This window comes from Amycolatopsis sp. NPDC049252 (assembly GCF_043197175.1).
GTDB lineage: Bacteria > Actinomycetota > Actinomycetes > Mycobacteriales > Pseudonocardiaceae > Amycolatopsis.
On record NZ_JBICSQ010000097.1, the window covers coordinates 1 to 21,543 of the forward strand.

The following is a 21,543-nucleotide window of genomic DNA, read 5'->3' on the forward strand; positions in this document are numbered from 1 at the left end:
GAAGTCGGGGACGCCGTGGCCCGCGGCGAAGGTGCCCGCCAGCATGTCCCGGCACACCGCGCGCACGGCCGGATCGACGTCCGCGGGTGCGCGACGCGGGCCGTCGACCCACAGCCGGAGGACGCACTCCACCACCGCGGTGCCGTCGCCCACCCGGGCCGCGGCGGCCGCCTCGGCCAGCAGACCCCGGACGACGGGTCGCGGAACTCCATTCCGCTGATCCCCGGCGAACTCAGGACCAGGCCGCCCACACGATCCGGGTACGCCGGCGCGAAGTCGAGGAACACCCGGCTGCCGAAGGAACAGCCGACCAGCACCGGGCGGTCCACTTCGAGGGTGTCGAGGAGGTGCTTCAGGTCTTCGTGGTGGGAAAAGGCACCCGACGGCTTCGGCGAGCCACCGCTGCCGCGGGCGTCGTAGCGGATCACCCGATGGCTGTGCGCGAAGCGGGTGAACTGTTCCTCCCACATCGCGCGGGTCATCCCGTCCGCGTGCAGGAACACCACCGGCCGTCCGCGGCCGCCTTCTTCGTACGCCAGTTCGCTGTCTTCCCCCGTGCCCGTCACGGTAACGCGAAAGGCCTCCCCGCCGGTTCCGGCGGGGAGGCCTTTCGTACAGCAGGAAACCCTTACGCCTGCGTCATCTTCCGCAGCACGTACTGCAGGATGCCGCCGTTGCGGTAGTAGTCCGCCTCACCCGGGGTGTCGATGCGGACGTCCGCCTCGAACTCCACCTTGCTGCCGTCCTGCTTGGTCGCGGTGACGTGCACGGTGCGCGGGGTCTCGCCGTCGTTCAGCTTGGTGATGCCCGAGATGTCGAACGTCTCGGTGCCGTCCAGCTTCAGCGACGCCGCCGACTCGCCTTGCGGGAACTGCAGCGGGATGACGCCCATGCCGATCAGGTTGGACCGGTGGATCCGCTCGAACGACTCGGTGATCACCGCGCGCACGCCCAGCAGCGAGGTGCCCTTGGCCGCCCAGTCGCGCGACGAGCCCGAGCCGTACTCCTTGCCGCCCAGCACGACCAGCGGGGTGCCGGCCGCCGCGTAGTTCTGCGCCGCGTCGTAGATGAACGCCTGCGGGGCGTCGTCCTGGGTGAAGTCGCGGGTGTAGCCGCCCTGCACGTCGTCCAGCAGCTGGTTGCGCAGCCGGATGTTCGCGAAGGTGCCGCGGATCATCACCTCGTGGTTGCCGCGCCGCGAGCCGTAGGAGTTGAAGTCCTTCTTGTCCACGCCATGCTCGGTGAGGTACTGCGCGGCCGGGGTACCCGGCTTGATCGCGCCGGCGGGGGAGATGTGGTCGGTGGTGACCGAGTCGCCCAGCTTCGCCAGCACGCGCGCGCCGGAGATGTCGGTGACCGCGGCCGGCTCCGGCGTCATGCCCTCGAAGTACGGGGGCTTCCGCACGTAGGTGGACTCGGCGTCCCACTCGAAGGTCTTGCCCTCCGGGGTGGGCAGCGACTTCCAGCGCTCGCCACCGTCGAAGACGTCCGCGTAGTCCTTGGTGAACATCTCCTGCGTGATCGCGTAGTCGATGGTCTCCTGGATCTCCTGCGCGGTCGGCCAGATGTCCTTCAGGAAGACGTCATTGCCCTGCGCGTCCTGGCCCAGCGGCTGGTTCGCGAAGTCGAAGTCCATCGTGCCGGCCAGCGCGTAGGCGATGACCAGCGGCGGCGACGCGAGGTAGTTCATCTTCACGTCGGGGTTGATCCGGCCTTCGAAGTTCCGGTTGCCCGAGAGCACCGAGACCGCGGTGAGGTCGTTCTCCTGGATCGCCGCGGAGATCTCGTCCGAGAGCGGGCCGGAGTTGCCGATGCAGGTGGTGCAGCCGTAGCCGACCAGGTGGTAGCCCAGCTTCTCCAGGTACGGCCACAGGTTGGCCTTGGTGTAGTAGTCCGTGACGACCTGCGAGCCCGGCGCCATCGACGTCTTGACCCACGGCTTGACCGCGAGGCCCTTGTCCACGGCGTTGCGCGCGAGCAGCGCGGCACCGAGCATGACCGACGGGTTCGAGGTGTTGGTGCAGGAGGTGATCGAGGCGATCACCACGGCGCCGTGGTCGAGCACGAACTCGCCGCGGTCCGAGGTCGAGACCTTGACCGGCTTGCTCGGGCGGCCGGACGCGCCGTTCGCGGCCGAGCTGGTGACGGGCGCGGCGTCGTCCTCGGCGAAGGACAGCGACGGGGAGTCGCTGGCCGGGAAGGACTCCTCGGAGGCCTCGTCCATCTTGGTGTGCGGCGTGACGTCCTCGCCGCCCACGTAGTCGTGGATCGACTTGCGGAACGACGACTTCGCGTCCGTCAGCTCGATGCGGTCCTGCGGGCGCTTCGGGCCGGCGATCGACGGGACGACCGTCGACAGGTCCAGCTCGAGGTACTCGGAGAAGGCCGGCTCGTGCGACGCGTCGTGCCAGAGGCCCTGCTCCTTGGCGTAGGCCTCGACCAGGGCGACCTGCTCGGCCGAGCGGCCGGTCAGCTTGAGGTAGCGGACGGTCTCCTCGTCGATCGGGAAGATCGCCGCGGTGGAGCCGAACTCGGGGCTCATGTTGCCGATGGTGGCGCGGTTGGCCAGCGGGACCTGGCCGACGCTCTCGCCGTAGAACTCGACGAACTTGCCGACCACGCCGTGGCGGCGCAGCATCTCGGTGATCGTGAGCACGACGTCGGTGGCGGTGACGCCCGCCGGGATCTCGCCGGTCAGCTTGAAGCCGACGACGCGCGGGATGAGCATGGAGACCGGCTGGCCCAGCATGGCGGCCTCGGCCTCGATGCCGCCGACGCCCCAGCCCAGCACGCCCAGGCCGTTGACCATGGTGGTGTGCGAGTCGGTGCCGACGCAGGAGTCGGGGTAGGCCTGCCCGTTACGGGACATCACCGTGCGCGCGAGGTGCTCGATGTTGACCTGGTGCACGATGCCGGTGCCCGGCGGGACGACCTTGAACTCGTCGAAGGCGCCCTGGCCCCAGCGCAGGAACTGGTAGCGCTCGCGGTTGCGCTCGTACTCGATCTCGACGTTGCGCTCGAAGGCGTCGGGGCGGCCGAAGACGTCGATGATCACGGAGTGGTCGATGACCAGCTCGGCCGGGGCGAGGGGGTTCACCTTGTCCGGGTCGCCGCCGAGGTCCGTGACCGCTTCGCGCATGGTGGCGAGGTCGACGACGCAGGGGACGCCGGTGAAGTCCTGCATGATCACGCGGGCCGGCGTGAACTGGATCTCGATGGACGGGTCGGCCTTCGGGTCCCACGAGGCGAGCGAGCGGATGTGGTCGGCGGTGATGTTCGCGCCGTCCTCGGTGCGCAGCAGGTTCTCGAGCAGGATCTTCAGGCTGTAGGGCAGGCGCTCGGCGCCCTCGACCTTGTTCAGGCGGAACACCTCGTACGAGGCGTCGCCGACCTTCAGCGTGTCTTTGGCGCCGAAGCTGTCCTTGCTGGCAGGTGCGGTCACGTCTAACTCCAGTGGCATGGACTTCCGCGCCGGTGCGGCGGTCGAGTCCCGGGTCAGTTCGGTCGGGTTCGGTGAGGCGAGTCTTGCGCACCCCCACCGTAGGACCGGATTCGGGATGGCACACCTCGCGGTCCCTCAAACAGTACGCGTGTCCTGTTTGAGGGACAAGACGACACGCGGTGTGGGCTGCGCCATCCGCGGCGGGGGTCCCTCAATAAGGGGAATTGGTGCCTACGGTGTGTAAGTTTCCGCTGAGGCTTGTGATAGTGGTGTGACTGCAGTGACGCGCGATGTGCGCAGGTGAGCGGAGGTGGCGGTCGTGCCGGAACGGCGCAAAGGCTGGTGTGTGCCGAGCGGGCGCCGTGGACTGACCGTGAGCACGCTCGCTCTGGTGATCTTGTTCGGCGCCGGTGGCACGGGCCTCGCGGCGCCCCCGCCGCCGCCCAACCCGAGCGACTCGGAGCTGAACTCCAGCAAGGCCCAGGCGAACGCGAAGGCCGGTGAGGTCGGCCGGCTGACCAACCAGCTGGCGCAGGCCGAGCAGAAGCTGTCGCAGCTGCAGGACGACGTCGAGCTCAAGCAGGAAGAGGCCAACAAGGCCCTGGTCGACCTGCGGTCCGCCCAGGACGCCGCGGCGCAGGCGGAGAACGACGCCAAGGCCGCCCGGACCCAGGCCGACGCGGCGGCCGCGGCGATCGAGAAGGCCCGCAACGACCTGAAGACCTTCGCCGCCGCGAGCTTCCAGCAGGGCAGTACGGTCGGCTCGCTCTCGGCGTACCTGAGCGCCGACAGCCCCAAGGACATGCTGGCCCGCGCGCAGCTGCTCGACGCCGTCGGCGGCGACCGGCTCAACGCCCTCGACCGGCTCCAGCAGGCGCAGACCGACAAGGCGAACAAGGACTCCGCGGCCCGCAAGGCCGCGGAGATCGCCCAGCAGAAGCAGGACGCCGCGCGCCAGGCCAAGGACGGCGCCGACGCCGCCCAGACCGCCGCCGTGCGGGCGCAGGACAGCCAGGAGTCGCAGAACTCGGCGCTGCAGGCGAACAAGTCGAGCGTCGAGCAGCAGCTCTACGCCGCGCAGGCCAAGGTCAACGGCCTGCAGGGGCAGCGCCAGCGCTACCAGGACTGGCTCGCCCAGAAGCAGCGCGAGGACGACGAGCGCGCCCGCCAGGCCGCGCTCGGTTCCTCGGGGGGTGGCGGTGGCCGCCCGTCCGGCGGGCCCGCGCCCTCGGCCCCGGCCGGCGCGTCCATCGAAGCCGTGATCGCCCGGGCGCTGTCCAAGCTCGGCATGCCCTACGCCTGGGGCGGTGGCAACGCGAGCGGCGCGACCCGCGGCATCCGCGACGGCGGGGTCGCCGACCGCTACGGCGACTACAACAAGATCGGCTTCGACTGCTCCGGCCTGATGATCTACGCCTTCGCCGGGGTCACGTCGCTGCCGCACTACAGCGGCTACCAGTACACGTCCGGGCGCCGCGTCCCGCTGTCGCAGATGCGCCGCGGCGACATGCTGTTCTACGGCGGTGCGGGCGGCATCCACCACGTCGCGCTGTACCTCGGCGGCGGCCAGATGGTCGAGGCCCCGCAGTCCGGGCTCCGCGTCCGGGTCGCCCCGGTGCGCTACGGCGGCATCATGCCGTACGCGACCCGCCTGATCGGCTGAAACCCGCTCGACGCCGAGACCGCGCGGCCGCCAGGATCGCCCGGTGGACGACGAGCTGAACGCGCTGCGGCGCACCCGGATGCGCTGGAACACGCCCCTGTCCGAAACCCACGCCGAGCTGCTGCTCGACCGGATGGACCTCGACGCGGGCCACCTCGTCGACCTCGGCTGCGGCTGGGGTGAGCTGCTGCTGCGGGCCGTCGCCCGGGTGCCCGGACTGCGCGGGACCGGCGTCGACACGGACGTGACCGGCCTCGAACGCGGTCGCGCGGCGGCCCGGGAACGCGGGCTGGACGTCGGGTTCAGCGAGGCGGACGCGGCGAGCTGGGACGGACCGGCCGAGCGGGTGTTCTGCGTCGGGTCCGCGCACGCCTTCGGGTCGACGAAGGACGCGCTCACCCGGCTCGCGCGGGTGGTGCCGTCCGGGCGGCTGCTCTACGGCGACGGGTTCTGGGCGGCTCCACCGAACCCGGCGGCGCAGGAGATCTTCGGCCCGGACACGCTGACCCTGCCGGACCTGCTCGACGCCGTGGATGCCGCCGGGTGGCGCGTGCTGCACCTCAGCACCGCTGACCAGCTGGAATGGGACGACTTCGAGTCGTCGTCGCGCCGCGCCTGGCAGGAGTGGCTGCTGGCGCATCCGGACGACCCCCGGGCGTCCGACGTGCGTGCCTGGCTCGACCAACGGCAGCGGCAGTACGTCCGGGACTACCGGGGCGCCCTCGGCCTCGCCTACCTGGTGCTGGGCCGCTGAAGTCAGGCGTCCCGCTCGCGCTTGAGCTTGCGCCAGCCGCCGGCCCGGTTGTTCGCGATGATCTGCCGGAACATCGCGGTGAGCGCGGGCGCGTTGATCGGCTCGCCTTCGCGGAAGGCGACCGTCCGGGCGGTCTTGTTGCCGTGCCCGGCCGTGATGATGCCGTCCGGGTCGGGGACGATGCCGCCGTCGTAGACGAAGACGTTGACGTGGTCCTTCGCCGCCAGCAGGGCGCAGATGTTGCCCTCGAGCACGAAGTACGGCTGCCGGGTGCGCTTGATGGTCTCGGTCACCGCGGGGTCGGCCGCGTGGACCAGCTCGCGCACCTCGCGGCAGATCGCCTGCTGCCACCCGGGCAGGGCGTCGATGTAGGCGTCGACGCGGGGCTCGGCGGTGTAGGACACGCGTCGAGTATGCCGCTAAGGTTCGCCGGATGCGCTACGCGGGGATCGTGGTGGCCGGTGGGTCGGCCCGCAGACTGTCCGGTGTGGACAAGCCGGCCCTGACCGTGGGCGGCAAGCCGTTGCTGGCCCGCGCGATCCACGCCCTCGACGGCGCCGAACGCGTGATCGCGGTCGGCCCCCGGCGTCCCGGCTTCGACGTCGTGTGGACCCGCGAGCCCGTGCCCGGCACCGGACCGGTCGCCGCGCTGGCGGCCGGGCTCGCGTTCGTGCCCGAGGACGTCGAGGCGGTCGCGGTGCTCGCCGCCGACCTGCCCGGGGTCCGCCGGTCCACTGTGGACCGGCTGGTCGCCGCGGTCGGCGGGGCCGACGGCGCGGTGCTCGTCGACGGGGCGGGCGCCCGGCAGTGGCTGCTCGGCGTCTGGCGGGTCGCCGCGCTGCGGGCCGCGCTGCCGGAGGAACCGGAGAACGCGGCGCTGCGGCGGACGCTCGGCGCGCTGGACATCGTCGACGTCCCGGCCGAGCCGGGGGAGGCCGACGACATCGACACCCCCGAGGACCTGGACCGGCTGTCCTGACGCGGTGCTTCACAGATGTCACACCGGGCACGGTGTTGGCTACTCGCACGGGCCTACGCGTGCGTCCGCGTGCCGGAGGAGACGAACCACCGGGGGACGCAGTACGGTCGCACCGCGTGATCAACGTCGCGGGGGCGGCGCACGGACTTATGAGGAGGCAGAGTGACCGAGCCCGGCTACGCCGAGGGCGGGAACGGCCAGCAGGCCGCGACGCCGGCGCGGGACGCCCAGTTGCTGGAGCGGACCGTGTTCGAGGTCAAGCGGATCATCGTCGGCCAGGACCGCCTGGTCGAGCGGATGCTGGTGGGGCTGCTGGCCAAGGGCCACCTGCTGCTCGAAGGCGTGCCCGGCGTCGCGAAGACCCTGGCCGTCGAGACGTTCGCCCGGGTCGTCGGCGGCTCGTTCTCGCGCGTGCAGTTCACGCCGGACCTGGTGCCCGCGGACATCCTGGGCACCCGGATCTACCGCCAGGGCGCCGAGCGGTTCGACGTCGAGCTCGGCCCGGTCGTGGCGAACTTCGTGCTCGCCGACGAGATCAACCGCGCGCCGGCGAAGGTGCAGTCGGCGATGCTCGAGGTGATGGCCGAGCGGCACGTCTCGATCGGCGGGCAGACGTTCCCGATGCCGGACCCGTTCCTGGTCCTCGCCACGCAGAACCCGATCGAGAACGAGGGCGTGTACCCGCTGCCGGAGGCGCAGCGCGACCGCTTCCTGTTCAAGATCCTCGTCGAGTACCCCTCCGCCGAGGAGGAGCGCGAGATCATCTACCGGATGGGCGTCACCCCGCCCACCCCGCACGAGGTGCTCAGCCCGGCCGAGCTGGTCCGGCTGCAGGGCGTCGCGTCGCAGGTCTTCGTGCACCACGCGCTGGTCGACTACGTCGTCCGCCTCGTGCTGACCACCCGCACGCCGAACGAGCACGGCCTCGCCGACGTCGCCGGCTGGGTGTCCTACGGCGCTTCGCCGCGCGCCAGCCTCGGCATCATCGCCGCCGCGCGGGCCTTGGCCCTGGTGCGCGGCCGCGACTACGTGCTGCCGCAGGACGTCGTCGACGTCGTGCCGGACGTGCTGCGCCACCGCCTCGTGCTGTCCTACGACGCGCTGGCCGACGGCGTGCCCATCGACCACATCATCACCCGCGTGCTGCAGACCGTGCCGTTGCCGCAGGTCTCGGCCCGGCCGCAGGGCGGGACCGGCCAGGGCGGCCCGGTCCCGGCGGGCGCGCCGGTCAGGTAACCCGGCGATGGCGAAGAAGGACAAGGGCGAACGCCCTTCCTGGGCGCCGCCGATCCTGCGCGGCGACCGGATGGAGGCCGGGCTCCGGACCCTGGAGCTCGACGTCCGCCGCCGGCTCGACGGGCTGCTCCAGGGCAACCACCTCGGCCTGGTGCCGGGGCCGGGGTCCGAGCCCGGCGAGGCGCGGCCGTACCAGCCCGGCGACGACGTGCGCCGGATGGACTGGGCGGTCACCGCCCGCACGACGACCCCGCACATCCGCGAGACGGTGGCCGACCGCGAGCTGGAGACCTGGGTGGTCGCCGACCTGTCGGCGAGCCTCGACTTCGGCACGGCCCTGTGCGAGAAGCGCGACCTGGTGGTCTGCGCGGTCGCGGCGGTCGCGCACCTGACCGGGGGCGGCGGCAACCGGATCGGCGCGCTGCTGTCGAACGGCGCCGAGACCACCCGCGTCCCCGCGCGCGGCGGCCTGGCGCACGCCCGCGGCCTGGTGCGCAAGATCGCGGCGTCCCCGCGCGCCCCCGAAGGCACCCGAGGTGACTTCGCCGACGCCCTGGAGGCGCTGCGCCGCCCGCCGCGCCGCCGTGGCCTGGCCGTGGTGATCTCGGACTTCCTGGGCGAGCCCACCTGGGAGCGGCCGCTGCGCGCGCTCGGCGGGCGCCACGAACTGATCGCGATCGAAGTCCTCGACCCGCGCGACATCGACCTGCCCGAGGTGGGCACCGTCGTGCTGGCCGACCCGGAGACAGGGAAACAGCGCGAAGTGCATGCTTCGGCCTTGCTGCGCAAGGAGTTCGGGGCCGCGGCCCACGCCCACCGGCAGACGGTGGCGGCCGGCCTGCGGCGAGCGGGGGCGGCGCACCTGACGCTGCGCACCGACGCCGACTGGATCGCCGACATGGTGCGGTTCGTCGTCGCCCGCAAGCGGCGCTGGTCGGGGGGTGTGGCGTGAGTCTTACGGGCTTCACCGCGCCGTGGTGGTTCCTCCTGCTGATCGCCGTGGCGGCGGTCGCGGTCGGGTACGTCCTGGCCCAGCGGGCGCGCCGGAAGCGGACCATGCGGTTCGCGAACCTGGACCTGCTGGAGAAGGTCGCGCCGAAGAGCCAGGGCTGGGTGCGGCACGTGCCGGCGGTGCTGATCGTGCTGTCGCTGCTGCTGCTGACCGTCGCGCTGGCCGGCCCGACCGCCGAGCAGAAGGTGCCGCGCAACCGGGCGACCGTGGTGCTGGTGATCGACGTGTCGCTGTCGATGGAGGCCACCGACGTCGCGCCGACGCGGCTGAAGGCGGCCCAGGACGCGGCGACGCAGTTCGCGCAGAACATGACCCCGGGGATCAACTTGGGGCTCATCTCCTTCGCGGGCACGGCGACGGTGCTGGTCAACCCGACCACCGACCGCAACGGCGTCATCAAGGCGATCGAAAACCTGAAGCTGGCGCAGTCCACGGCCACCGGTGAAGGCATCTTCGCGGCGCTGCAGTCGGTGGAGAGCTTCTCCAGCGTCGTGGGCGGCGCCGACGGCCCGCCGCCGGCGCGCATAGTGCTGATGTCGGACGGCAAGCAGACGGTCCCGGAGGACCTGTACGCGGCGCGCGGTGGCTACACCGCGGCGCAGGCGGCGAAGCAGGCGGGCGTCCCGATCTCGTCGATCTCCTTCGGCACCACGCACGGCTCGGTCGACATCGAGGGCAAGGCCCAGCCGGTGAGCGTCGACGACGAGTCGCTGCGCGAGATCGCCCGGCTCTCGGGCGGCGAGTTCTACAAGGCGGCCAGCGCGGAAGAGCTGAAAAAGGTCTACGGCGACCTCGGCGAGCAGATCGGCTACGAGATCAAGGACGCCGACGCGAGCAGGCCGTGGCTGGTGGTCGGAACGCTGATCCTCATGCTGGGCGCCGCGGCCAGCCTGTTCTACGGCCAAAGACTCCCGTAGCGGTTACCCTTCTCGACGGACGCCGTAGAGGCTTCCGCCGAGAAGGGTGACGCCGGAGAGCGTGCCGCTGATGAACGGGACCCACGGCAGCGCCGCGGACCCGAGCAGCGCCAGGCCGGCCACACCCAGCACCGTGAGGACCGCGCCGACCACCAGGATCGACCGCGTCTTCCACGCCGAGGCCAGCGCCACGAAGTGCAGCCCGACGATCGTGGCGATCCACGCGACGTTGGCCTGCACCGGCGCGTCGAGCAGGCTGAGCACGAAGAACCCGGCGATCAGCAGCACCACTTCGCCGAGGACGATCACCCGGTAGCTCGGCCCGAACATCGGCCGGTCGTCCAGGGTCGGGCGCCCGCCCGCGCGGAACCCGGCGACCACCACGGCGGCCAGCGCCACGACGGCGAGGCCGCGCAGGATCCAGCCGGCCACGGCCGGCAGTGGCTCACCGGAGTTGACCAGGACGAACACGGTACCGAACGCGGCGCCGATGAGCGCCCCCAGGAATTGCTGTCGCACCGGGCGAACCTACCGGACGCCCCCGATCAGGCCTCCGGGACGGCGAACCCGTTCTGCCGCCAGGCCTCGTAGATCGCGATCGCCGCGGTGTTGGCGAGGTTGAGCGACCGGCTGGTCGGCAGCATCGGCAGCCGCACCCGGTCGGTGACCTCGGGCGCCTGCTGGACGTCGGCGGGCAGCCCCACCGACTCCGGCCCGAACAGCAGGACGTCGCCGGGGGTGTAGGCGACGTCGACGTGCAGCCGCGAAGCCGACGCGCTGAACGCGTAGACCTTCGCCGGCAGCAAGGCTTCCCAAGCCGCGTCGAGGTCCGCGTGGACGTGCACCCGCGCGAGGTCGTGGTAGTCGAGCCCGGCGCGCCGCAGCTGTTTGTCCTCGAGGGTGAACCCGAGCGGCTCGACCAGGTGCAGCTCGCAGCCGGTGTTGGCCGCGAGGCGGATCGCGTTGCCCGTGTTGGGCGGGATTTCGGGGTGGTAGAAGAGAACGCGGAACATCGGCTCAGCTCTCGGGGAGGAAACCGGCGTACGCCTTGCGGACGGCGTCGGGCGGTGCGGCGGGCCGCAGTGTCGCCGGGTCGATGAACACGTAGCGCACGGTCGCCTCGCTGAGGAGCGTGCCGCCGCGCCGGATCTCGAAGTCGTGGATCATCGACGTCGTGCCGAGGTGGCTCAGGTACTGGGAGACGACCAGTTCGTCGTCGTAGCGGGCCGGCGCGCGGAACTTCAGGTTCGCCTCCGCGACCACGACGTCCGTGCGCTGGGCGAGGAACTCGTCGTGGGAGCCGAACAGGGCCTTCTCCGCCTCGAAGGCGCACATGTCCACGTAAGCCAGGTAGTGGGCGTTGAAGACGATGCCCTGGCCGTCGCACTCGTGGTAGCGCACGCGCAGCGGCATTTCGGCGATCGGGCGGCGGGGTTCGGTCACCGGGCCAATCTAGCGGTCAGCCGTGCAGCGCCCGGTAGGCCGTGGCCGCGCCCGGCTGCAGCGGCACCGGCTGGGTGCCGATCAGCGTGCGGACGTCGAGGAACTGCGTCCCGACGGCCTCCGCGGGCACCAGGTCCGTGGCCCGCTCGACCAGCAGCCGGACGACCGCGGCGGCGACGTCGTCGGGGAGGGCGGGGGAGCAGACCAGGAGGTTCGCGACGCCGATCGTGCCCAGCGCGCCGACCCCGCGGTAGGCGCCTTCGGGCACCTGGACCTGGTCGTACACCGGCCCGTACGTGCCGCGCAGCACGGGAACCAGCGCCTCCAGCGGGAGCAGGGCGATCGGCGTCGTGCGGGTGAGGTCCGCGAGCTTCGGCGTCGGCACCCCGCCCGACCACAGCATCGCGTCGATCCGCCGGTCGGCCAGCGCGTGGACGGCGTCGTCGAACAGCAGGTGCCGGGCGTCGACAACGACTCCGGCTTTTGCGAACAGGCGCTCGCCCAGCTGGGCCGCGCCGGACCCGCCCGCGCCCAGCGACACCGGGCGGCCCGCGAGGTCGGCGAGCCGGCGGGCCGGGCCGTCCGCGCGCACCACCAGCTGCAGGTAGTTCTCGTAGACGCGGCCGAGGGCGAGCAGCGGCACCTTCCCGGTGAACGGCGCGCCGCCGCCGATCGCCGTCTGCGCGACGTCGGCGAGCACCAGCCCGAGGTCGGCCCGCCCGGTCCGCACCAGGTCGACGTTGGCGACGCTCGCCTCGGTCGGCACGGCGGTGGCGTGCAGCCGCGGTTCCGCACTGTTCAGCTCCGTGGCCAGCAGCTCGGCGAAGGCGAGGTAGAAGCCGCCGCGTTCCCCGGCCGCGATGGTGAGCGTCCGCTCGGGACCGGCGTATCCGGACGACGAACACCCGGCCAGCGCGAGGCCGAGACCGCCGAGCAGCGCGGTGCGCCGGGTGAGCGTCATGGCACCTCCACGAGCGGCAGGGTGACCCGCACCTCGAGGCCGTGCGGCTCGGCCTGGCGCAGCTCGAGGACGCCGCCGCGGGTGCGCACCTGCTGGTGGGCAATGGCGAGGCCGAGCCCGGTCCCGCGTGGCGCGCCTTCGCCTCCGGCCCGCCAGAACCGTTCCGTCGCCCGGGCTCGGTCCTCAGTGGACAGTCCGGGGCCGTCGTCACGGACGACGAGCGTCGCGGTTTCGGCGCCGGCTTCCCAGTCCGTGGTGATCTTCGCGCCGCGCCCGGCGTAGTGGACGGCGTTGTCCAGCAACACATCCAGGATCTGCGCGAGCTCACCTTCCGGGCACCGGACGGTCACTGGTTCGTCGTGGCCCGGCGGTGGGACGAGCGCCGCCCCGGCGTCGTCGGCAGCGGGACGCCAGGCGTCGACACGTTCGGCGAGCACGGCCGCGAGGTCGCACGGCGCGTCGGCGGCCCCGGCGGCGACGCGCGTCGCGGTGCTCTCGGCCAAGGCGAGCGCCAGCAGCCCGTCCAGCAGCTTCTCGAGGCGTTCGACCTCGGCCACGGTCGCCCGGTACGTGGCGCCCTCGGCCTGGCCGGCCAGGGAATCGACGCGCAGCCGCAGCGCAGCCATGGGGTTCCGCAGCTGGTGCGAGGCGTCGGCGACCAGCCGGTGCTGCTGGTCGGCGGCTTCAAGCACGGCCTCGGACATCCGGTTGACCTCGGCGGCCAGCGACCGCAGCTCCTGCGGTCCGGCGCGTTCCGGGACGTGCGCCCGGTGCCCGGCGGCCACGGCCAGCACGCCCGTCTCCAGCTCGTGCAGCGGCCGCACCATCCACCGGGCCAGGAGCACCGCGAGCAGCACGAACACGACCGCGACGAGCAGCGCGCCGGCGGCGATGGTGCCCCAGCGGGCGGCGACGTCCGCGGCGGCCGCCGTCACCGACGCCCGCAGCACGACCACGCCGGACACGCGGGTCCCGGTGCCGACGGGCCGCGCGAAGTACGCCGGTTCGGTCGACAGCGGCCCGAGCCGGTCGACCCGCGGGCCCGGCTCGTTGCGCATGGTCGCCTCGACCAGCGCGTGCACCGCCGGATCGGCGGCGGTCAGCCCGCCCGCCTGCACCAGCGGCAGGCGCCGCGCGTCGACGATGACCACGCCTTCGCCGTACAGCTCGGCGTAGCGCGTCGCGTCGGCGTTGAGCGCGGCCGGATCCCGGGTGTCGACGGCCTGCTGGGCCAGCACGACGAACCGGTCGACGTCGGCGGTGCGGGAGATGACCAGCTCCTGCGTGCGCTGCTCGGCCGTGGAAAGCAGCAGCGGTACGGCGAACGCGGCCACCACGGCCAGCGCGAGGGCGACCAGGACCACCAGCAGGCGGGTGCGCACGGGTCAGTCCCGGCCGAGCCGGTAGCCGAAGCCGCGGATCGTGGTGAGCAGGCCCGGCCGGTCCAGCTTGGCGCGCAGCCCGGTGAGGTGGACGTCGAGGGAGCGCGAGACCGCGAGGTAGGCGTCACCCCAGACCTCGTCCATCAGCTGCTGCCGGCTGACCGCGGTGCCGAGGCGCGCGGCCAGCACGGCCAGGATCTCGAACTCCTTGGTGGTCAGCGCGACGTCGGCACCGCCGGCCCGCACCCGGCGCGCGGCCAGGTCGATCTCGACGTCCTCGACGTGCACGACGTCGCCGGCCGGGGCGTCCCGGCTGATCGCGCGCCGCGCGACGGCGTCCATCCGGGCCAGCAGTTCCGCCAGCCGCACGGGTTTGGTGAGGTAGTCGTCCGCGCCGAGGCGCAGGCCGCGCACGACCGACCGCTCGTCGCCGCGGGCGGTCAGCACGATCACCGGGACCGGGGAGACCGCGCGGATCTTGCGGAGGACGTCGAGGCCGTCGAGGTCGGGCAGGCCCAGGTCGAGCAGGACGAGGTCGGCGTCGCGGTGGCGGTGCAGCGCGTCGGCGCCGCGGCCGACGCTGGTGACCGGGTGGCCGCGCGCGTGCAGCGACTCGGCGAGCGCGCCGGCGACCCCGGCGTCGTCTTCGACGAGGAGCACGCGCACGGCCATCCCCTTCTCAGCGTTCGCCCGCGGCCACCGGTTCCGGCCGTTCCTCCAGCTCCGAGCTCTTCGAGGTCTCCCGCATTGTGCCGTAGACGATCAGGGAGACCAGGACACAGCCCGCGACGTAGAAGAAGAAGACCGACTCGTGCCCGGCGCTCTTCAGCGCCTGCGCGATCAGCTCGGCGGTGCCGCCGAAGATCGCGACGGTCAGCGCGTAGGGCAGGCCGACGCCGAGGGCGCGGATCTTCGTCGGGAACAGCTCGGCCTTCACGATCGCGTTGATCGACGTGTACCCGGCCACGACCACCAGCCCGGCCAGGACCAGGAAGAACGCGCCGACCGGATTCCGTGTCGAGCCCATGACCGTCATGATCGGGACGGTCAGCAGCGTGCCGGCGATGCCGAAGAACAGCAGCAGCGGACGGCGGCCGATCCGGTCGGACAGCTTCCCGGCCAGCGGCTGCAGGATCGCGGCCAGCAGGATCGCCGAGAACAGGATGATCGTGACCGTGCGGCGCGGGATGTGGGCGGTGTTCTCGAGGAACTTCTGGCTGTAGGTGGCGAAGGTGTAGAACGCCACCGTGCCGCCGAGGGTGAGGCCGACGACGAGCGCGATCTCCTTGGGGTACTTGGCCAGCGCGCGCAGGGTGCCGCGGTCGCCGGGCGCGTCGTCCCCCTTTTCCCTGGTGAAGCTCGCGGACTCGTCCATGCCGCGGCGCAGCCACATCACGCTGAGCGCGGCGACCGTGCCGACGCCGAACGCGATCCGCCAACCCCACGCCGTGAGCTGCTGCTCGGTGAGCAGCGCCTGCAGGATCAGCTGCAGCCCGAGCGCCAGCAGCTGGCCGCCGTAGAGCGTCACGTACTGGAAGCTGGAGTAGAAGCCGCGCTTGCCGGGAGTGGCCATTTCGGACAGGTACGTCGCCGAGGTGGAGTACTCGCCGCCGACCGACAGGCCCTGGATCAGCCGGGCGATGAGCAGCAGGATCGGCGCGGCGATCCCGATCGTCTGGTAGCCGGGCGTGACGGCGATCAGCAGCGACCCGCCCGCCATGAGCGTCACCGACAGCACCAGCGCGCTGCGGCGGCCGAACCGGTCGGCGAACCGCCCGAGCATCCAGCCGCCGAGCGGCCGCATGAGGAACCCTACGGCGAACACCGCGGCGGTGCCGAGGAAGGCGGCGGTGGTGTCGCTCGTGGGGAAGAAGGATTTGGCGAAGTAGGTGGTGAACGCCGCGTAGGCGTACCAGTCGTACCACTCGACCAGATTGCCGATCGAGCCGCGCAGCACGTTGCCGATCACGCGTTTCTCGCTCACGCCCGCGGCGCCGGTGCCGCTGATCCGGGTTGTCATCGTCGACCTCCTGTGTTGCGACTCACGGTGACCACGTCGCGGACAACCAGCAAGACCGGGCGGCGGTTCCTTACACCCGCTTAGGACACGGTGGTCTAACACCGCGAGCGACCGGAATGTAAGAAAGAACGCATCGGCGGCCGCGACGTCACGCTCCGTCGACCTACCGGCCGGTACCCACCCGCCACACTCACGTTCCGCTGGCCGGAGCGCGCGCCTGTCGTGTGGTGTTGCCGACACCCGTCTCGGATGACGGCGGTTACCTGCAGGTATGGCGGGCGTGGCTGCGCGCCCGGAGCGGCCTGCCGATAGCCTCGTGCCGTCAAACGCGCACGGTCGAAAGAGGGAGAAAGCTGTGGGACGGTCGGTCTTGGTCACCGGGGGCAACCGGGGTATCGGTCTGGCGATCGCCCGGGATCTCGCCGAGCAGGGCCACCAGGTCGCCGTCACGCACCGGGGTTCCGGCGCGCCCGAGGGGCTCTTCGGGGTGCAGGCGGACGTCACCGACACCGAGCAGGTCGACGCGGCGTTCAAGCTCGTCGAGGAGCACCAGGGCCCGGTCGAGGTGCTCGTGTCGAACGCCGGCCTGACCGACGACACGCTGCTCATGCGGATGAGCGACGAGCAGTTCGAGCGGGTCATCAACGCCAACCTGACCGGCGCTTACCGCGTCGCGAAGCGCGCCTCGCGCGGCATGCTGCGCGGCAAGTGGGGCCGGTTCGTCTTCATCTCCTCGGTCGTGGGCCTCTCCGGCTCCGCCGGTCAGGCCAACTACGCGGCGAGCAAGGCCGGCCTGGTCGGCTTCGCGCGCTCGCTCGCTCGTGAGCTGGGCTCCCGCAACATCACCTCGAACGTCATCGCGCCCGGCTTCGTGCGCACCGACATGACCGACGAGCTGCCCGAGGAGCGCAAGAAGCAGATCCTCGCGCAGGTGCCCTCCGGCCGGTACGCCGAGCCGTCGGAGATCGCCGCCGCCGTCCGCTACCTGGCCTCGGACGACGCCGGCTACGTCAACGGCGCGGTGCTGCCCGTCGACGGCGGCCTCGGCCTCGGCCACTGACTTTCCCCTGTTTCCGAACCAAGACCTGGAGGACCTGTGCCCGGACTGCTCGAAGGCAAGCGCCTGCTGATCACCGGCATCATCACCGACGCCTCGCTCGCCTTCCACGCGGCCAAGATCGCGCAGCAGGAGGGCGCGAAGGTGGTCCTGACCGGCTTCGGCCGCATGTCGCTGGTCAAGACCATCGCGAAGCGGCTGCCCGAGCCGGCGCCGGTGCTGGAGCTGGACGTCACGAACCAGGAGCACCTCGACAGCCTCGCCGAGCGCATCGGTGAGCACGTCGACGGTCTCGACGGGGTGCTCCACTCGATCGGCTTCGCCCCGCAGAGCTGCCTCGGAGCGCCGTTCCTGGACGCGCCGGCCGAGGACGTGAAGGTCGCCGTGGACGTCTCGGCGTACTCGTTCATGTCGCTGTCGAAGGCGTGCCTGCCGCTGCTGGGCCGCGGATCGTCGATCGTCGGCATGGACTTCGACGCCCGCGTCGCGTGGCCGGTCTACAACTGGATGGGCGTCGCGAAAGCCGCGCTCGAGTCGGTGAACCGGTACCTGGCCAAGGAACTGGGCCCGCAGGGCATCCGCGTCAACCTGGTCAGCGCCGGCCCGATGAAGACGATGGCCGCGAAGTCGATCCCGGGCTTCTCGGACCTCGAAGACGGCTGGGGCGACCGCGCTCCGCTCGGCTGGGACAGCTCGGACCCGGACCCGACGGCGAAGAGCGTCTGCGCGCTGCTGTCCGACTGGCTCCCGGCGACCACCGGCTCGATGATCATGGTCGACGGCGGGGTCCACGCCCTCGGCATCTGAGCCTCACACGGTGATCGGCTCACGGTCGCGGTCGTCGTTCCGCTGGACGGCGACCGCGACGGTGAGGGCGACGACCGTCGCCGCGCCGAGGGTGATGCCGGTCCACGCGACGCTCGGGAAACCCAGCCCGGCGCCGATCGCGACGCCGCCCAGCCACGGCCCGATCGTGTTGCCGACGTTGAACGCCGCCGTCGTGCTGGCGCCCACGAGCGTCGACGTGCCCCCGGCGACGGCGTAGGTCCGCACGTTCAGCGCCGGGTTGGCGCCGAACCCGGCGGCCCCGAACACGAGCACGGCCGCGACGGCCACCACCGGGTCGGTGGTCAGCGCCAGGACGAGCAGGGACGCCAGTGCCAGCCCGATGCAGCTGTAGAGCGTGGCGAACGGGTGCCGGTCGGCCAGCCGCCCGCCGGCGGTGATGCCGATGAGCGCGCCGACGCCGAACAGCGCGAGGACGCCCGGGATCCACGCCTGGGGCAGGCCGTCCGTCTCGGTCAGCAGGGGGGCGAGATAGCTGAACGCGGCGAAGATCATGGCCTGGCACAAGGCGATCACGCCCAGCGCGAGCCAGACCCGGCCGCGCCGGTAAAGGCGCAGTTCGGAACGGACGCTCATCCCGCCGCCGGTCGTCTCCGGCACCAGTGCGGCCACGCCGGCCGCCGCCAGCAGCGTCACCGCCGCCACCGCCCAGAACGCCGTCCGCCAGCCCGCGTGCTGCCCGATGAACGTGCCGGCGGGCACGCCGGCGATGTTCGCCACGGTCAGCCCGCCGACCAGCACCGCCATCGCGCGCCCGCGCCGTTCGGCGGGGACCAGGGCGATCGTCGTCGCCACGGCGACGGCCCAGAACCCCGCGCAGGCCAGGGCGGCGACGACCCGCGTCGCGAACAGCAGCGCGTACCCGGTGGCGAGCGCGCCCACGACGTGCGCGGTGAGGAAGACGGCGAGCAGCACCAGCAGCGTCCGGCGGCGGGGGAGCCGCAGCGTGGTGATGGCCAGCAGCGGCGCACCCACGACCATGCCGATGGCGAAGGCGGAGATCAGCAGCCCGGCGTCGGGGATGCTCACGCCGAGGTCGGCGGCCATGCCCGGGAGCAGGCCGGTGATCATGAACTCGGACGTGCCCAGCGCGAACACGCTGAGCCCGAGGACGAAGACGGCCAGGGGCACGGGGACTCCTTGGTTGTGTATTGGTCAGTACAAAACTCGGGCAGGCTTCGGCGCTTGTCGGCTGGTGTTCAGACGACGAGTGCGGACAGAGCGAGATCGGCGACGGCGTACATGGCCTCGCGGCTGGTGCCGCGCCGGGACATCACCTTCAGGCCGGTGACGGTGTTGAGGACGAACTGCGCGACGTCGGCCGGGTCCCGGCCGGGCCGCAGGCTGCCGTCGAGCACGCCTTCCCGGGCGCACTCGGTGAGCATCGCCAGGTTCCGTTCGGTGTCACTGCGCAGGGCGGCACCGATTCCGTCGTCCGGCATGCCGAGCTCGGCGAGGGTGTTCACGACCAGGCAGCCGCGGCGGTTCCGCTCGAGCTCGCTGTCGATGGTCGTGGTGAGCAGGGCGGTGAGCCGCTCGGCCGCCGTGCCCGGTCCCTCGAGGAGCTCCTGGCGGGCCGTGAGCTGACTGTCCGTGTAGTGCGTCAGCGATCGCTCGAACAGGGCTTTCTTGCTGGTGAAGGTGTTGTACACGCTGCTGCGGCCGAGACCGGTGGCTTCGCACAGGTCCTGCGTCGAGGTCGCCTCGTAGCCGTGCTCCCAGAACGCGTGCATCGCGCTCTCGACGGCGGCGGACTCGTCGAACTCCCGTGGCCTGGCCATGGGGACACCGTAGCAGGGTTTTGGACTGGTCGATTCATAACGGGGGTGCGTCAGCGTGCGGGGCGCCACAGCGGCAAGATGACCGGGGTGGGATACGACGCGTTGCTGTGGCTTTCGTTCGGCGGTCCGGAAGGGCCCGATGACGTCATGCCGTTCCTGGAGAACGTCACCAAGGGGCGCGGTGTACCGCGTGAGCGGCTCCTGGAGGTCGCCGAGCACTACCGGCACTTCGGCGGCGTTTCGCCGATCAACAAGCTGAACCGCGACGCGATCGCCGCGGTCGAGAAGCAGCTCGCGGCCGCCGGTGTGGACCTGCCGGTGCACTTCGGCAACCGCAACTGGCACCCGATGGTCGAAGACACCCTGGCTGCGCTGACGGAGGCCGGCGCCAAGCGGGTTCTCGTGTTCCCCACGAGCGCGTACGGCGGCTACTCGGCGTGCCGCCAGTACGACGAGGACATCGAACGCGCCCGCGCGGCGGTCGGCGAAGGTGCCCCCGAACTGGTGAAACTGCGTCACTTCTTCGACCACCCGCTGTTCGTCTCGGCGGTCGCCGACGGCGTGCGCGCGGCCCACGCGTCGCTGGGCGACGTGCCGGGCATCCGCACGGTGTTCACCGCGCATTCGGTGCCGGACAGCGCGGACCTCGCCTCGGGCCCCCCGGCGGAGGGCGGCCGCCGCTACTCCCGCCAGATCGCCGAAGCGGCGCGGCTCGTCGCGGCCGAAGCGGGCATCGAGTCCTACGACGTCGTGTGGCAGTCGCGGTCCGGCCCGCCGCAGGTCCCGTGGCTGGAGCCGGACATCGTCGACCACATCGACGCGCTGCACGCCTCGGGCGTGCCCGGCGTGGTCATCTCACCGATCGGCTTCGTCTCGGACCACCTCGAGGTGATCTGGGACCTGGACAACGAAGCGGCCGAGCGCGCGGCGGAGCACGGAATGGCCTTCGCCCGCGCGGCGACGGCGGGTTCCGACCCGCGTTTCGCGGAGCTGGTGGTGGAACTGATCCGCGAGCACACCCACGAGGTGGCGCCGCGCAAGCTGTCCCCGTTCCCGGCGGGCGGCTGCACGATCAACGGCGCTCCGTGCGCGATCGGCTGCTGCGAGCCCGCGAAACGCCCCAGCCGCTGACAAACGCCCCAGTGTGGCGTTGGGTGCGCTCAACGCATCGAACGCCACACTGGGGCGGTGTGGCGTCAGCCTTCGCGGGCCGTCTGCTCCGCGAACACCCGCACCGCCTCGTTGACCGCCGCGCAGCGAGCGATCCGCACGGCGTCCGACAGCGGCTTCAGGGCCTGCGCCCGCAGATTCGACGCCGACGCCGACAGGGCCCCGCCCGGGTCGTCCGTCTCCGCGATGGCCAGGATCGCGGAGATCTCCTCGGCTCGCTGCAGCACCCGCAGCGAGCGGCCCGGTGTGCCCGCCGGCCAGTCGACGTCCGGGCGCGAGCGCAGGTGCGCCGACAGCTCCGCGCGCACCCCCGGCCGGTCCGAAGCCACGTTCAGCGCCTGTAGCGCACCGGCGCTCGCGCGGATCGCGTCCGTCAGGCCGTGCTCGGCCTCGCCCAGGGCCACGTACTCCGGCGGTGCGGCCAGCGGGACGAGCGAGAACACCGTCCAGCGCACCAGGCCTTCGGCGACCGGTTCCGGCACCAGGCCGAACCCGAGTTCGGGAAGCACCACGGCGTCACCGGCGCGCAACGCGGCTTCGGTGAACGGCCCGCCGCCGCCGAGGCCGCGGACGTCGCCCGGGACCGGCAGCACGAGCCGCATGCTTTTCGCTCCCTGCGAACGCAGGGCCATGAGCAGCTGCACGGGGGAGGCCGCCCGGTTGAAGGCCAGCGGGAGCTCGAACGCCTCCGCGGCGGGTGCGTCGGCGGCCACGACGTCGTGCGCCTCACCCCACGCGAGCAGGGCGTCGAGCACATCGTCGGACGCGGCGGCTCCGTTGAGCCACGCGCTGGACCAGACGGCGAAGGTCGCACTGGGTCGGCACACGACGCCCTATTTTACCGGGCGGCCCGAACTCCGCCGAGCGCGCCCACGCTGGA

The 21,543-nt window shown here is 72.0% G+C and carries 22 protein-coding genes; 9 read left to right on the top strand and 13 right to left on the bottom strand.

Annotated features, from left to right (window positions below):
- Together ACGFMK_RS43495 and acnA are read right to left on the bottom strand one after the other, a co-directional pair.
- A partial coding sequence (locus ACGFMK_RS43495) for an alpha/beta fold hydrolase (RefSeq protein WP_392776041.1) occupies window positions 1–566 on the bottom strand: 566 nt, incomplete at its 3' end.
- A 62-nt stretch (window positions 567–628) separates the two neighbouring features.
- On the bottom strand, window positions 629–3,442 hold the full coding sequence (gene acnA, locus ACGFMK_RS43500) for an aconitate hydratase AcnA (RefSeq protein WP_392776044.1): 2,814 nt from the start codon (window positions 3,440–3,442) through the stop codon (window positions 629–631).
- A 346-nt stretch (window positions 3,443–3,788) separates the two neighbouring features.
- On the opposite strand from acnA, the gene ACGFMK_RS43505 reads away from it, so the two are divergent.
- Window positions 3,789–5,105 (top strand): NlpC/P60 family protein, encoded by a 1,317-nt coding sequence (locus ACGFMK_RS43505; protein ID WP_392776102.1) that lies wholly within the window; start codon window positions 3,789–3,791, stop codon window positions 5,103–5,105.
- A 43-nt stretch (window positions 5,106–5,148) separates the two neighbouring features.
- Window positions 5,149–5,859: an SAM-dependent methyltransferase gene (locus ACGFMK_RS43510; protein WP_392776047.1), complete on the top strand. Its 711-nt coding sequence runs from the start codon at window positions 5,149–5,151 to the stop codon at window positions 5,857–5,859.
- Window positions 5,860–5,861: 2 nt separating this feature from the next.
- Here the strand turns inward: ACGFMK_RS43510 and ACGFMK_RS43515 are convergent, their stop codons facing one another.
- On the bottom strand, window positions 5,862–6,263 hold the full coding sequence (locus ACGFMK_RS43515; RefSeq protein WP_392776050.1) for a DUF1801 domain-containing protein: 402 nt from the start codon (window positions 6,261–6,263) through the stop codon (window positions 5,862–5,864).
- Between the two features lie 29 nt (window positions 6,264–6,292).
- Between ACGFMK_RS43515 and ACGFMK_RS43520 the strand changes: the two genes are divergently transcribed.
- The 4 genes from ACGFMK_RS43520 to ACGFMK_RS43535 all read left to right on the top strand — a co-directional run bounded on the left by ACGFMK_RS43520 (window position 6,293) and on the right by ACGFMK_RS43535 (window position 10,003).
- Window positions 6,293–6,838, top strand: a complete 546-nt coding sequence (locus ACGFMK_RS43520; protein ID WP_392776052.1) for a molybdenum cofactor guanylyltransferase — start codon at window positions 6,293–6,295, stop codon at window positions 6,836–6,838.
- Window positions 6,839–7,000: 162 nt separating this feature from the next.
- On the top strand, window positions 7,001–8,074 hold the full coding sequence (locus ACGFMK_RS43525; protein ID WP_392776055.1) for an AAA family ATPase: 1,074 nt from the start codon (window positions 7,001–7,003) through the stop codon (window positions 8,072–8,074).
- Window positions 8,075–8,081: 7 nt separating this feature from the next.
- Entirely contained in the window at window positions 8,082–9,026 is a 945-nt protein-coding gene (locus tag ACGFMK_RS43530) for a DUF58 domain-containing protein (protein WP_392776058.1), read from the top strand.
- Window positions 9,023–10,003 carry a VWA domain-containing protein gene (locus ACGFMK_RS43535; RefSeq protein ID WP_392776061.1) on the top strand — a complete coding sequence of 327 codons (981 nt, stop codon included), beginning with the start codon at window positions 9,023–9,025 and terminating at the stop codon, window positions 10,001–10,003. Before ACGFMK_RS43530 ends, ACGFMK_RS43535 begins: the two co-directional genes overlap by 4 nt.
- A gap of 3 nt (window positions 10,004–10,006) precedes the next feature.
- On the opposite strand, the gene ACGFMK_RS43540 is transcribed toward ACGFMK_RS43535, so the two are convergent.
- The 7 genes from ACGFMK_RS43540 to ACGFMK_RS43570 are packed head-to-tail and all read right to left on the bottom strand — an operon-like array spanning window position 10,007 to window position 15,809.
- Window positions 10,007–10,522 carry a hypothetical protein gene (locus ACGFMK_RS43540; RefSeq protein ID WP_392776064.1) on the bottom strand — a complete coding sequence of 172 codons (516 nt, stop codon included), beginning with the start codon at window positions 10,520–10,522 and terminating at the stop codon, window positions 10,007–10,009.
- A gap of 26 nt (window positions 10,523–10,548) precedes the next feature.
- A complete protein-coding gene (locus ACGFMK_RS43545) occupies window positions 10,549–11,016 on the bottom strand; it encodes a tRNA (cytidine(34)-2'-O)-methyltransferase (protein ID WP_392776067.1) in 468 nt (155 codons plus the stop codon).
- A 4-nt stretch (window positions 11,017–11,020) separates the two neighbouring features.
- Window positions 11,021–11,446, bottom strand: coding sequence for an acyl-CoA thioesterase (locus ACGFMK_RS43550; RefSeq protein ID WP_392776070.1), 426 nt, complete (start codon window positions 11,444–11,446; stop codon window positions 11,021–11,023).
- 16 nt (window positions 11,447–11,462) lie between these two features.
- Window positions 11,463–12,407, bottom strand: coding sequence for a TAXI family TRAP transporter solute-binding subunit (locus ACGFMK_RS43555; protein ID WP_392776072.1), 945 nt, complete (start codon window positions 12,405–12,407; stop codon window positions 11,463–11,465).
- On the bottom strand, window positions 12,404–13,789 hold the full coding sequence (locus ACGFMK_RS43560) for a sensor histidine kinase (RefSeq protein WP_392776074.1): 1,386 nt from the start codon (window positions 13,787–13,789) through the stop codon (window positions 12,404–12,406). The genes ACGFMK_RS43555 and ACGFMK_RS43560 overlap by 4 nt, the downstream gene beginning before the upstream one ends.
- Before the next feature lie 3 nt (window positions 13,790–13,792).
- Window positions 13,793–14,461, bottom strand: a complete 669-nt coding sequence (locus ACGFMK_RS43565) for a response regulator transcription factor (RefSeq protein WP_392776077.1) — start codon at window positions 14,459–14,461, stop codon at window positions 13,793–13,795.
- A 7-nt stretch (window positions 14,462–14,468) separates the two neighbouring features.
- Window positions 14,469–15,809 (bottom strand): MFS transporter, encoded by a 1,341-nt coding sequence (locus ACGFMK_RS43570; protein WP_392776079.1) that lies wholly within the window; start codon window positions 15,807–15,809, stop codon window positions 14,469–14,471.
- A 355-nt stretch (window positions 15,810–16,164) separates the two neighbouring features.
- Here ACGFMK_RS43570 and ACGFMK_RS43575 point away from each other — a divergent pair, with 355 nt between their 5' ends.
- Together ACGFMK_RS43575 and fabI are read left to right on the top strand one after the other, a co-directional pair.
- Complete coding sequence (locus ACGFMK_RS43575) at window positions 16,165–16,869, top strand: beta-ketoacyl-ACP reductase (RefSeq protein ID WP_323328402.1); 705 nt, start codon at window positions 16,165–16,167, stop codon at window positions 16,867–16,869.
- A 36-nt stretch (window positions 16,870–16,905) separates the two neighbouring features.
- On the top strand, window positions 16,906–17,673 hold the full coding sequence (gene fabI / locus ACGFMK_RS43580; protein ID WP_392776082.1) for an enoyl-ACP reductase FabI: 768 nt from the start codon (window positions 16,906–16,908) through the stop codon (window positions 17,671–17,673).
- A gap of 3 nt (window positions 17,674–17,676) precedes the next feature.
- On the opposite strand, the gene ACGFMK_RS43585 is transcribed toward fabI, so the two are convergent.
- Together ACGFMK_RS43585 and ACGFMK_RS43590 are read right to left on the bottom strand one after the other, a co-directional pair.
- Window positions 17,677–18,843, bottom strand: a complete 1,167-nt coding sequence (locus tag ACGFMK_RS43585; protein ID WP_392776085.1) for a Cmx/CmrA family chloramphenicol efflux MFS transporter — start codon at window positions 18,841–18,843, stop codon at window positions 17,677–17,679.
- A 68-nt stretch (window positions 18,844–18,911) separates the two neighbouring features.
- Entirely contained in the window at window positions 18,912–19,493 is a 582-nt protein-coding gene (locus ACGFMK_RS43590; RefSeq protein WP_392776088.1) for a TetR/AcrR family transcriptional regulator, read from the bottom strand.
- 87 nt (window positions 19,494–19,580) lie between these two features.
- Here ACGFMK_RS43590 and ACGFMK_RS43595 point away from each other — a divergent pair, with 87 nt between their 5' ends.
- Window positions 19,581–20,624 (top strand): ferrochelatase, encoded by a 1,044-nt coding sequence (locus tag ACGFMK_RS43595; protein ID WP_392776105.1) that lies wholly within the window; start codon window positions 19,581–19,583, stop codon window positions 20,622–20,624.
- 65 nt (window positions 20,625–20,689) lie between these two features.
- Here ACGFMK_RS43595 and ACGFMK_RS43600 read toward each other — a convergent pair whose 3' ends face one another.
- Window positions 20,690–21,490 (bottom strand): hypothetical protein, encoded by an 801-nt coding sequence (locus ACGFMK_RS43600; RefSeq protein ID WP_392776091.1) that lies wholly within the window; start codon window positions 21,488–21,490, stop codon window positions 20,690–20,692.
- Window positions 21,491–21,543: the final 53 nt, after the last annotated feature.